At 47.0% G+C, this 13,238-nt stretch carries 6 protein-coding genes; all 6 read right to left on the reverse strand.

What is annotated here, in order from left to right:
• Window positions 1-15: 15 nt before the first annotated feature.
• Window positions 16-2,289, reverse strand: a complete 2,274-nt coding sequence (locus H3001_RS01955; protein WP_181213951.1) for a DUF4955 domain-containing protein — start codon at window positions 2,287-2,289, stop codon at window positions 16-18.
• Between the two features lie 76 nt (window positions 2,290-2,365).
• On the reverse strand, window positions 2,366-4,891 hold the full coding sequence (locus H3001_RS01960) for a DUF4955 domain-containing protein (protein WP_181213952.1): 2,526 nt from the start codon (window positions 4,889-4,891) through the stop codon (window positions 2,366-2,368).
• Between the two features lie 12 nt (window positions 4,892-4,903).
• A complete protein-coding gene (locus H3001_RS01965) occupies window positions 4,904-6,832 on the reverse strand; it encodes a PL29 family lyase N-terminal domain-containing protein (RefSeq protein ID WP_181213953.1) in 1,929 nt (642 codons plus the stop codon).
• A gap of 20 nt (window positions 6,833-6,852) precedes the next feature.
• Window positions 6,853-7,902, reverse strand: coding sequence for a DUF5017 domain-containing protein (locus H3001_RS01970; RefSeq protein ID WP_178245169.1), 1,050 nt, complete (start codon window positions 7,900-7,902; stop codon window positions 6,853-6,855).
• A 34-nt stretch (window positions 7,903-7,936) separates the two neighbouring features.
• Window positions 7,937-9,730, reverse strand: coding sequence for a RagB/SusD family nutrient uptake outer membrane protein (locus H3001_RS01975; RefSeq protein WP_178245167.1), 1,794 nt, complete (start codon window positions 9,728-9,730; stop codon window positions 7,937-7,939).
• A gap of 33 nt (window positions 9,731-9,763) precedes the next feature.
• Window positions 9,764-12,922 carry a SusC/RagA family TonB-linked outer membrane protein gene (locus H3001_RS01980; RefSeq protein WP_394367782.1) on the reverse strand — a complete coding sequence of 1,053 codons (3,159 nt, stop codon included), beginning with the start codon at window positions 12,920-12,922 and terminating at the stop codon, window positions 9,764-9,766.
• Between the last annotated feature and the right edge of the window lie 316 nt (window positions 12,923-13,238).

Below are 13,238 nucleotides of genomic sequence, written 5' to 3' on the forward strand. Positions count from 1 at the left end.
ACTCGTTCTGCCGGTTTACTTCAGTTCATTCAGCCAGGCCGGAACGTAACCCAGCCTCAACTTCAACTGTGCCTCGTACAACGATTCCGGCTCTACCTTGGTTCCGTGACTCTCATCCAGACGGACCTGCTCCTGTACAAAACGAACCGGTTCGCCGTGGTAGCCCACAATCACCGGTGGCAGGATTTTCCAGTATTTCCATCCCGACCTCCACCAGTCATATTCTCCGTTGGCCGGTCTGTTTCCGTTGCTGGCGATTTCAGGCTCCCGCTCCGTATGCATGTTCCAGATAACCAGGTCGTTCAGATGATTGGGAACCTGGTCGGCATCTCCTCCCTGACGGGACTGATGAAATCCTCCGCTGCACCGGTCAATCAAGGTAGCCCGCGGCTGCGTAGCATGCGCTTCAAAACAAGCATCCAGTCCCCATTTCACATTCCAGATAACGGCCCCCATGCTCTGCTTGGAAACTCCACACGCATGATACTGCCCCGCTTCCGGATCAATCCGGCCAGGGTTGGATACCAGCGGGCCCTGAGTACGGTCGGTAACCGCCCCGATAAATACCCGTGAAGAACCGGCAGAACGCATGGCAGCGTGTCCCCTGTTTCCTGTAATATTCACATCATATGCCGAAACATTGGCCGAACTTATGATGGAAAGCGCCTCGCTTACACTCTCAAAATCCACCCGCCGTATCCAAGAATTCGTGAGCCGTGACATCGAAATCGGTTTGTATGCCCCATCATCCCGCCAGTTGCCATGATGCCTGAAATCCGGTTTAGCATATCCTACAAAGGTCAAATCTTCCACACCTACATTCTCATAATGAGGGTATTTACAGATCTCCCATCCCCATTTTTTCTCCACTTCGTGCATGATAGGTTCCTTGAACACAAGGGTATTTCCCTTCTTCGCCACTACCTGGTGAAAGTCGCGCACCTGTACCCCCTCTTTGGCAATGTTTCCCATAGTACTCTCCCAGGCATACGGCTTCAACTCCTGTGCCACCAGTTCGGCATTGTTGTTTTTCAGGTGCAGGCACACCCAGTCGCCCACCTGAATCAGTTCAGGAGCCGAAACCTCCACGCTGAAGCTTCCTTTCTCTGCGTCGGACACCACATCACACAACTTGGAGATTTCCGAATTGTGCTTGATGGACAGCATGTCCGGAGAAGAATACATCACATTCGGATTGGTCGGCAGATTCGGAGTAGCCATAATCAGCCTTGTCTTTCCCCTGCCGTCTCCCCGGATGACCAAATTACCTCCATGGATAAAGATAGACGAACTGGTATTGTTTCCCTTGGAGTCCAAGTCCGTATTACTGCTGCCTTCTACCAGGGTATTGTCGGAATCATCGTGCAAGACATAATCTCCTGCCGGGAAATAAATGACGATTTTGGCATTCGGATTTCCCTGATTCTTTCCGGTAACCGGATCCCTGTTCAGTTTATTCTCCTGCAGCACCTGAATCAAGGTTTCCCTTGCCGACAACTTTCTGCGGTTCATCTCCTCCTGCATATCAATCACCTTATAACCTAAGGAAGCCGCCTCGGGAGGAGCTACTTCTCCATGTTTGTAACCCGCATACGAAAAATCCAGCAACACATTATCTTCGGCCTGCATCACATATTTTCTCCATGCCAGGGTGGTATTCATGTATTCCGAAATGCCTTGTACCGCATACTCTCCCAACTGCGGATGCAAATTGATTTCTCCGGTCACCGTGTTCAGTTCAATGTTCCGGTAAAAAGCAAAATCCGCTGCACGCTTTCCGTTCAGGTCGGTAACCGGAGCCTTCGACAACGGTTTCCACTGCAGTCCATTGAACGAAACCATCCAGAAAGCCTCTTCCGACAGTTTCAGCTGGGGAGTCATCACTCCCTTGCCCGTTTTCGGCAAAGCAGCAACCGGTTCACCCTTCAGGTCGGTCAGCGTTTCCCGCTCTCCTTCCAGTGAATAAATCCAATATCCCTGAGCATCGATACCAAACACCGGTATATCCGCCGGGGCTTCCGCTGCAGCATATGCGGTTACTGACGACCGGTCGGACAGGACCAGACGGTATTTCTCTCCTTCCTGCAGACAGTCTATCATACTCGACTTTCCGGCGGCCAACTGCTGATATACCTCAATGTTGGCATTATAATCTGCTATACACTGATCAACGGCAATCACCTCTCCCGTTCCCGGATCCGTATTCAAATCTTCTTTTTCGGTGCACGATGTGCCTCCCATGAGCAGGAAAAGGCCCATCAGACATCCCAGATAAAATCTCTTACACATACATTCTTCTGATAAAAACAAAAGACTGCTGCAGCACACAGAAAACCATGCACTGCAGCAGTCCTATCCATAATTTTTACTTAAGCGCATTCAACCAGGCAGGCACATATCCCAGACGTTTCCGGAGCTGAGCCTCGTACAGTGACTCAGGCGATACCTTGGTACCTGTGCTCTCTTCGTAAGAGAACTGTCCTTCTTCCTGAGCGAAAGAAACCTGCTGTCCATGTACACCCACCAATACCGGCGGACAAATCTTCCACCAGATGTTGGATGCATCCCACCACCTGAAGTCAGTAGCCCAATTCTGTCCTTTCTCATCCACCGTACCCGTTACATTCAGGTTCCAGAGCGTCAGGTCTCCCAGGTGATTGGGTGCCTCTGTTTCTGCACCTCCCGAATGATAGCGAACCAGTCCACCGCGGCAGTTATCAAACAAAGTGGCACGAGGCTGAGTAGCATGAGATTCAAAACAAGCATCCTGTCCCCATGTACAGTTCCATACCACCGTACCCATACTCGGCTTTGATACCCCGCAGCCATGCCACTGACCGTGACCGCGGCTGTCGGAACTTTCATCCATGACCTTGCCGATAAATACACGGCTGGAGCCCTGTGCACGGACTGCCGAATGACCGCGGTTACCCTTTATGGTAATGTTGTAAGCCGAACAGTTGGCCGACTCCCCAAAAGTCACCGCCTCACTTACACTTTCGAATGTCACATTACGTACCCACGAATTGACCACACGGGCCATCTGCAACGGCATATAACCGCTGTCATACAACCAGGCTTTCGATTCATCCATACCTTCACCGTGGTGATAATAAGGAACGATCGCCTGTCCCACGAAAGTCAGGTCCTCTACTCCCACATTCTCAAAATATTTATAATCGCGGATGATCCAGCCTCCGTCATAGTCATTGTAGGCCGTATTCACCTCATGCATGATCGGTTCATGGAATGTCAACGTATTGCCGCTGACCTCCTTAATCTGGTGGAATTCCATCACATTAATACCCTTGCCGTCTTCATTGCTTCCAGACAGTCCCGGCTGCTGTGCCACCGACCAGGTACTCTTTTTCTGTGCATACAACGGACCGAGTTCCTCCTTCAGCAATGCGTCGTTGCTGCTGCGCAAACGGAGCTGTACCCATTTTCCGGCATACAGACCACTGGTAGAAGAAACCTTGACACTGAAACTGCCCTTAGGAGCATTCTCGGTAACCGTAGCCAGCTGCTTGGAATTGGAGATATTCGTCGGGCTGTTTGTATGCTTGATTGTCAGCAGAGGAGCCGCCGTAGACTCGCTGGTACCGATCGTATGATTCATGATCAGGCGGGAGGCCGCACCTTCACCTTTGATTACAAAATTACCTCCGTAAATTTCAGGAAACTTGTCGGACATTCCCTCCGGCTGCAGGTCATAATCACCGGCAGGGAAATAAATCACGATACGTGCATTCGCATTAGTTGCGCTCGAACTACTGACCCTTACCAGCTTGTTCTCATCCAGAATCTTGATCAAGGCCTCACGGGCAGTCAGTTTATCCTGCTCCATACGTTCCTTTACATTGATCACCTTATACCCTAAAGCAAAGCCATCCGCCAGGACACTTTCCCCATGATTATATCCAGCATAAGAATAGTCCAGGAGCACGTTTTTTTCGTTATGAAGCAAAAAATTCTGCCATGCAATGGCAGAATTTTCATCACTAGTTGTTGTTAATAATTTTACAGGTACTTGCACAACGCGGCAATATCCTTCCTTAGAGAATATCTTCAGAATAATATGATCTTCATATTCCTTACCCTGAACATTGCGTGAAGGAGCCGTAACAATCAGCTTCTCCTCTTCCAGACGTACACCCCAGGTATTAGTTTCAATCACCACCTGGTCTACACCCTTCTGTGCGACCGCAAATTCTTTCTTTTCACTCAGGAAGAACGCTACAGGACCTTCTCCATATTCCACTTTCAGTTCCAGACCACCGTACAGAGAGATTTCCTTGCTCATTTCCTCCTCGCCGTTCATCCATGTAAACGTCAGTGAAGATCCGTCCTCAGCCACCTTTACACCGGTAAAGATAGAGACACCGGCACTTCCTTTGCCCGGATCGGCAGGACCGATGTTGCCAATCCAAGTCTTGCCACCGTCCAGAGAGTATTCCCACATACCCTGTTCATTCACCTGCATGGTAGGAGTCACTCCCTCTTCACCGAGCGCAGGAGCCTGCTCACCGTCCGGTCCGAGCAGCGGATACATCTCACCGTCCTTCGAATAATACCATCCGTCTTCCCCGATAGACAGAAGCGGCAATTCTTCGGCAGGGCGTCCGCTGTGCACCGTAAACGAGTTACCGTTGCTCAGTTCCACTGTATAATCTCCGTTCTCAGCCATTTGGTAACCCATGATGAGAATCGTATTGTTCAACATACCCTGGAAATCCGCGATTTCCTCGTTCATCTGCGGCAGCATCTTTTCGAGCTGGTCCAGACGAGCGTTCAAGTCATCAATATCCTTGCGGATATCGTCTCTCTTATCGCACGAATGAAGTGCGATAAGAGAAAATATACCTAAAAATAAATATATCAGTTTCTTCATAGTCCAAGGTGTTTATTCAAATTTTGCACCGTATTCAGCATAAGTTGCATTCGGAACGAAAGCACCGGAAGCCAAGTCGAATGTACCACCTTCAAACGGATTGGCACTGATCCGTTCTATTTCCTGAGCACCGTCGAATCCGTTCTTAATACCACCATAGAATGCCTGCCAGTTGTTGGCATCAGTACGGTATACAATGTTCTTGTCACAAACTGATCCCGACGGTTTCTGACTATCGAGCAGACGGAAGATACCTCCATTGGCAGCCAGATCCGCATCGAAGTAGAAGAGGTTGTACTGAACAACTGCATCCGACAGCGTGTTGGCGTATACCATAAAGCTTGTTTCACTGGCAACGTTTACAAATGTATTGTGTTCCAATACGAAGTTGGTAATACCAGCCTTTGTACCGTTGAAGAGTTTGAACTTAGTCAGCAGCTGAGAAGCAGTCTTGCTGTAGAATACATTGTTCTTAAATACCATCTTCTGGTAAATTGCAGTGCTGGAACCCAGACTGATCAGATACTGCTGCTGTGTACCTGCCGGCAAACCGAACGCACAGTTTTCAAAGCACAGTTCTGCAAAACTTCTGGAAGATGTAGAAATGTAAGTCAACGGCTGAGCAGAAGGAATTGTAAAGTCACAATCATAGAACTTCGCAAACTTATAAGCCGAATTACCGTTCTGTGCAAGCAAATATGTAGTACCCTTGTCACCCGTTACATTAGTTGCATCAATTTCCAGGTTAGCACAGAAGAGGAATCCATTGTTGTCATCCGCATCCGAAACCTTCATCTGCTTGCTGGCAGCAATCTTACTCTTTACAGAAGAATTGTTACCGATCAATACCAATGTATTGAAGTTCACAGTTGAAGTCCAGTTTACAGTCACAGACGGATCGATGAAGTAAACACCATTATCTTTGAATTCAAAATCAGCCTTGTCTACCAAAGTAGCTTCACCAAATTTCTCCTTGCTGATTTCCTGTCCGCCGATAGTCAATACCTGACCCGCATCGTACAGTGACTTATAGCTTGCCACTACATTCTTGGCCTGTACCTTGATCTTATCAATCGCCCAGTTCACACCTTTATTCACCTGCAGTACCAGTTCAGTAGAGTTGTCGGCAGTAGCACGACTTGCTGCAGCCATTGCAGGAGCAGTCACCGTCAGCACAGCCTTACCGTCTTTCACCTCGCTCAAAGAAGCAGACCAGCCTCCGGCAGGAACTGTTACAAAATAGTTTTCTCCGGTAATCTTCACTTCTGTAGTAGCAACGGTATTGTAACCCAAAGTCCATACATCATTGCTGTATCCTTCTGTCGGATCAACAATTTCAGCAACCAGATCGGCTACGATAGGCAAAGAATATTTCTGCCCGTCGTGAAGTGTCACTACCAGCATGTCTCCTTCTACCTGTACATCCTTAAAGAATGCATCCGATACATTTACATTACCGTCGGTAGTAGCCGGAACGCGGTTACCCGATGCATCCAATACATACTCATAAGTAGCTCCATCGTCGTAGCTCACCTGCCAATACTTGTCGGCACTGATGTTAAACTTCGGAGTCATACCCTGACTACCGGTTGCCTGACCGATAACCTGACCATTCAATACCCATTCACCTTTCTCATTGATGGAAATCTCAGGCATGACAATCTGACCTTCACTACCCTGGTTCAATGAGATAGTTTCTCCATTACTCAGTTTCAACGTATAATTACCCTGTTCGTCCACCGAATATTCCAAGATGGTGGTAGAAGCATCCAGAATCACACGGATAGCATTCAGGTTTTCGTTAAGAAGACTTACCTGTGCTTCCAGATTGGCAACACGATCCTTCAGATTATCAATATCCTTTTCCAGATCATCCGTTTTACATCCTACCAACGCAAACAGCATCAGCAAGAAAGGCAATAAAGACTTTAATTTTTTCATACGATTATTCGGGTATTAAATTATTTAACGTTAATAATGATGTTGCATACTTTAGCCTCTTCATGCTGGAAATTACCGTTGGTCAGCACGAAAGTAGCAGTATAAGTTCCTACCTGAGTGTAGGTATGTTCGTAATAATCTACCATGGTAGCCATGTTCTTCACACTGACTCCGGCATCCGGTTCACAAGAGTTCACTACCAGATAATCAGAAACCAGCCAGCTGTATGTCTTCGACTTGTCGGCTGAAGCACTGTTGATCCACAACTTATAGTTGGCCACCTGATCCATACGCCACAACCCCGAAGCACCGTTGTTTACGGTAGCATACTGCAGCACATCCAGGTTCTCCTGTGCCTTAGCCTTCAAATCAGCCGGCAGGTCATCAATCTGTGCCTTGGTACGGTCGGCATAACTCATGTTGATAGGTGTAAACCCGAATTCATCTGCTCCCACTGTCACAGTCTCACCATTCTTCATCTTATTGGTGATTTTCATATCGTTGAATGTGATACGCGACTGAGTTGCGGTTCTGTCTATACCTTCATAACGGACAGCCAGTGTCAGGTTCTTGCCGAAATGAGGCTTCATGTCGATGGTAAAGGAAGCCGTACCTCCCGACTTCTGAGGCAGCTCCTCAAGAGGCACCATGTCCGTCCAGTTGCTTTCCTCCACCAGCAATGAGTCGGCCTTGAAGTTATCTTTATACAATCCGGTAAACTCATCGGAATAATAGAAATGGAAAATTCCGGCCGGGTTACCATACTCTGCCAATACCGAGAACGAAAGTTCAGAAGACTCAATCTGTTCCATATCAATCAGCGTACGGTTACGATATACATACCGGTGTCCGGTCTCACCGCTAAAGAAAGTCACATAATCCGGATTACCATTGATATTAAACCGGATCGGAGTATTCTTGGAAACCGTAATAATCTGTCCGTCAGAAACCACCTGGTCATTCAGTTCCACGAAGATATCCGCATCGTCCAACCCCTGTTCCAGTGCCTTGTCGCATGCGCTCAATCCTACGGCCAGCAAGCCCAGAGAAAATAATTTATATAATTTCATTGACTTAGTACATTAAAGTGATACAATACGTTTTTTACCATCCCGGGTTGTTCTGTGTGATGGCCTTGTTTACAGCCATTTCAGCTTCAGGAATCGGGAAATAGTTATAAGCTTCCGAAATACGGAAATAGTTGTGCACATTGACAGGTCCCTGCTTCCAGCCACTGTTCACACCGTTTGTAGCCTCCTCAGCCAACGGATTCATGCTGGAAACCAGTTCTCCCCAACGGATCAGATCGAAGTGACGAGTATATTCGAAGCACAACTCACGGGCACGCTCGTCCTTCACTGCCTTCAGGAACTGTCCCTTTGACATCTTCGGCAGAGCCTCCTTCAATCCGGCACGTTCACGCACTGCATACAAGGCAGCTTCTGCATCTGCAGTCGGACCATTGTTCACTTCATTCTCAGCCTCGGCCAACATCAGCAGCACATCCGAGTAGCGCAAAGCCGGGAAGTTGATGGCAGTACTGTTCTTGTCTTTCTTGTCGGCTTCATATTCACGACGGAACTTCGAACAAGCTCTCGCATAGTCAACCTGCTTGGCAGTAGTCAGCACGTCCTTGCTTCCATAGCTGTAAGAACGGCCCTTGTCATTGGCCAGCACATAATCCAGTCCAGCCTGTTCGTAGAACTCACGACCGGTAACACCAGTGTTCTTACCTCCGTCTTCCACATATTTGAACGGAGCAATGTTCCAGTAATAACGGGCATCTTTTTCACGCAATGCCTTTGCAGCCTCATCAGCCGGATCAGCCAGTTCCGGAGCATTGATGTCCGTACCATACAGCTTATACAGCTTCGGAGTTGCAAAAATGAACTCATAGCCGAATCCAGGGTCAGCCGATCCGGTAACCGTACTCTTGGAAGACATGTCAGGAGCAGCCAGACCGATAATATTACCGATACGTCCTTCTGCCTTCACATCCGATGTATTGTTTCCGGCAAATTCAATTTCCCAGATACTTTCGGTAGCTGTAGAATTGTAACGGTCTGCACACAGGTCGATAAAGAAATCCCAGTAATCCTTTGCCAGGGTATGCTTTCCAAGTTCTACCACTTTCTTGGCATACTTTGCAGCCTGTTCGTAATAAGTCTTTGTCTCATCCGCATTCGCAGCACGTCCCTCACGATGGAACTCTCCGGCACGGAACAAGTATACACGAGCCAGAATACCCCATGCAGCCGATTTCGAAATACGTCCCGGCTGATAATTCAATTCAGACGCAGTCAGCAGTCCGCCGGTTGTCTCATTCGAAATCTCATCCATTTCCGAAACAATGAAATCATAGATCTTCTGCTTGTCTACACGAGGAGCATCCAATCCTACGACATCACTGGTCGAAGAAGTACGGAAAGGCACATCTCCCCAGCACTGAACCAGGTTAAAATAATAGAACGCACGCAAGAAACGAGCCTCGGCCGTATACTGCGCCTTCAGTTTCGCATCAATCTTCGATACACGGTCAATATTTTCCAAGAAGATATTGGCACGGTTGATACCCGAATACAACGTATACCAGAATCCCGTTACAGCCGCATCACTCGAAGTTGCGTTGTTACAGATCAGTCCGGTTGAGTTCGGTGAACGGTTGGTACCTCCATAGTGTTCCAGGTCATCACCCCCCACCAGGTACAAATAATCGGCACCATAGAAGGTAGACTGTCCCAAAGCCGCGTACACTCCTGTCAGGAACGAATTAGCTTCCTCAGGAGTATTAAAATAGTTGTCGATAACCAGCTTGCCCGGTTCCTTGTCCAGGAAGTTACAAGAACTTACCGCACCCCCGAGCAAAATAGATAAAATTGTATATTTCAATGCTTTCATAATTGTCAGTTAGTTGAATATTGGTTAATCAGATCAGAATCCCAGGCTTACACCGAAACTTACCGAATAAGCTCTCGGATAAGAAGAATAATCCAATCCCGGAGTCAAAGCACTGTTACGTACAGATACTTCCGGATCGTATCCCGAATAACTTGTCAGTGTCCACAAGTTCTGTGCAGCGATATAAACTCTCGCACTGCTCAGTTTTGCCTTAGCAATCTTGGTAACCGGGAAAGTATATCCCAGTGTCACTGTCTTCAGACGCAAGAACGATCCGTCTTCCACTACGCGAGAAGAGAACACCTTGTTAGAAGAAGAAATCAGCGCAGCCGGAATGTCACTGTTCGGATTTTCCGGAGTCCAGCGGTCTGCATAGCTGGCATACTGGTTCAACTCACGCGACTTGTTGTTGGAACTTTCAAAGAACAGACGGTTGGCATTCAGGATATCATTACCGTATGACCACTGGAAGAACACACTCAGGTCAAATCCCTTATATGCGAAAGTATTGGTGAAACCACCGGTATGGATTGGAAGTCCGCGTCCGATGATTGTACGGTCGTTAGAGTCGATGACTCCGTCACCGTTCAAATCCTTATACTTCGGCATACCCGGCTGAGTATTGTTCTCAGAAGTATAATGCGGTACATTTGATTTCAGCGTATAGCTGTTTCCTGATTTGTTGAAGTCTTCATACTTATAAGTTCCTTCGTACAGATAACCATACATCATACCCATCGGGTAACCTACACGTGCGATATAACTCGGCTGAGAGTTATAATCCTTGTCGAATGTAGCCGAAGTCAGCAATGAAGTCTGGTTCTCGGCCAGTTCCAGTACCTTATTCTTGTTGAATGAGATATTGAAGTCGGTTGTCCACGTAAAGTTCTTTGTCTTGATATTGACTGTGCTCAAGCTCAATTCCAAACCGTCGTTACGAACCTTACCGATGTTCTTGGTAGCACTGTAGAATCCCGAGCTCAACGGCAGTGAAGCATCCAGCAGCAGGTCGCGAGTAGTCTTACGGTAAATATCCGCAGTAATGTTCACACGGTCATTGAAGAATCCCAGGTCAAGACCCAAGTTCCACTGTTCGGTAGTCTCCCATCTCAAGTTGTCGTTTACGATAGAAATAGGTACCACACCCGCTGTAGTGTTATCTCCGCCAATCGGATATACACCGCTCGGAATACTTCCGTTAGAGATATAGTCTCCCTGTTTAGCCTTCAATACCGAAAGCAAGGCATAGTAATCATACTCACCGATACGGTTGTTACCGGTCAGACCCCAGCTCAAACGCAGTTTACCGGCAGAAAGCACTTTGGTAATCGGCTGCATGAAGTCTTCTTCCGTAAAGTTCCAAGCCAACGAACCAGAAGGGAAATAACCGTAACGGTTGCCCTTGCTGAACTTAGAAGAACCGTCGGCACGGAAAGAAGCCGTTGCATAATACTTCGACTTATAGTTATAGTTCAGACGTGCCAGGTAAGACATCATCGACCATGAGCTCTTGGCAGAGCTGGTAGTATTGGCCTGTCCTTCGTACATACCCGCCATACCCAACGATTCGTTAGGAATATGAGTCGTCTTGAAAGAATAATATTCATAATCCGAATTCTGGAAAGTGATACCGGCCAGTGCATTGAAGAAATGTTTCTTCTTGATATTGGTCTGGTAAGTCAGCGTATTTTCGTTCAACCAGGTAAGACGTTCATTACGTACTACCTCCGCATTCACCTTATCGGTAGAAGTAGGACCACCGTAACGGGTCTTGGAGTTGTTGAATACATCACGCTTACGGGCATCATACGTATAACCGCCTGAAATCTTCAATTTCAGACCCTTGATGAATTCATATTCTACGAAACCGTTCAACTGCAAGTTGTTGGTATAATTCTTACGATATTCATTCTTCAATGACATGATCGGGTTGAAACGGTAGTCGTTACTTCCGTCAACTGCATCATCCATCGCATTGTCCATCAAAGAGCTCAACGATTTGTTCGGGAAAGTCACCGGACGATAACCCCAAACACTATAGAACAAGTTGTTCATACCGCTGTATGAAGTTTCAGAAGGAGTCGATCCAGTCTGAATGGAACGAGAGTAGTTGGCTGTCAGGCTCATGTTCAGACGTCCGCGGCGCACCACCGTATTCATACGGCTCTGCAAACGTTCGTAACCTGAGTTCAGCAACACACCGTCCTGATTATAATAGGACAAAGACGCATTGTAGCGGATTCCCTCAGTACCACCTGTCAGACGCAAGTTATGGCTGTGCTGCAAGGCTGTACGGAAAATCTCATCCTGCCAGTCGTATTGCGGAATATCACGATAATCTTCCAATGTCCATTGCTTTCCATCATAATTCATCAAATACCCGCCGGTATCTGAAGTCATGGCTGTAGGATACATTTCAGCCTGCAGCTTCACGAACTCATACGCATCCATCATCGGGATGGTACGTGTCACATGCTGCATGGTCACACTGCCGTCATAGCTCAGCTGAGCTTTTCCGACCTTTCCTTTTTTCGTAGTAATGATTACGACACCATTGGCACCACGGGCACCGTATATGGCCGTAGCCGACGCATCTTTCAAGATATCGAGTGATTCAATATCTGCCGGGTTAATGGTGCTGGCAATCGCTGCATCCTCTACCGGGAAACCATCAATTACATAAAGCGGAGAGTTATCCTGGGTCAGAGAGTTGTTACCACGGATAACGATATTCATCGTTCCACCCGGAGTACCTTCACTGGATGAAACGTTCACACCGGCAATACGACCTCCCAATGTCTGGTCGAACGATCCCACCGGAGTATTCAACAATTCTTTCATGTCAGCTTTAGCCACGGCTCCAGTCAAGTCCTTTTTGCGGACTTCCTGATATCCGACTACCACTACTTCATCCAACACCTTCGTATCTTCTTTCAATACGATAGACATCGGTTTAGAAACATCCACCTTCATTTCCGCAGTAGCATAACCAATAAAAGAAACCACGATTACCGATTTCTTGTCTGGAACCTGCAATGAGAAATTACCATCAAAGTCTGTGATGGTACCCTGTGTCGTTCCTTTCACCTGAATGCTGGCACCAGGAACCGACATGCCACTTTCATCAATAACCGTACCCTTAACAAGTACTTGAGCAAATGTTACAGTCATAGAAAGCAAGACAAACAGCATCAAGCTAATGCCTCTCTTTTTCCACTGCATGTGCGTTTTTAAAGCAATAAACATACTAGATTTATTAAATTTTAATTTTAAATATTTATGTAATTAAGGATTTTCTTACCCCGGTCTCACAAATAGATTTCATGAGAATAAAAGCAATTTAAATCAAGCGAGCTTCACAGCTTGGAACTGCATCTCCACACAAATCCTGCCACCTAAAAAAAGCCTTCATCCGTTTTTCAAAGTTGTCCAGAGATGCCCTTTCAGCGTGCAATTATATAGCAAATACACAGACCTTTTGTATGAAATCATACAGAAATTATCCATT

Origin of the sequence: Phocaeicola faecicola (assembly GCF_013618865.1) — a bacterium.
GTDB lineage: Bacteria > Bacteroidota > Bacteroidia > Bacteroidales > Bacteroidaceae > Phocaeicola > Phocaeicola faecicola.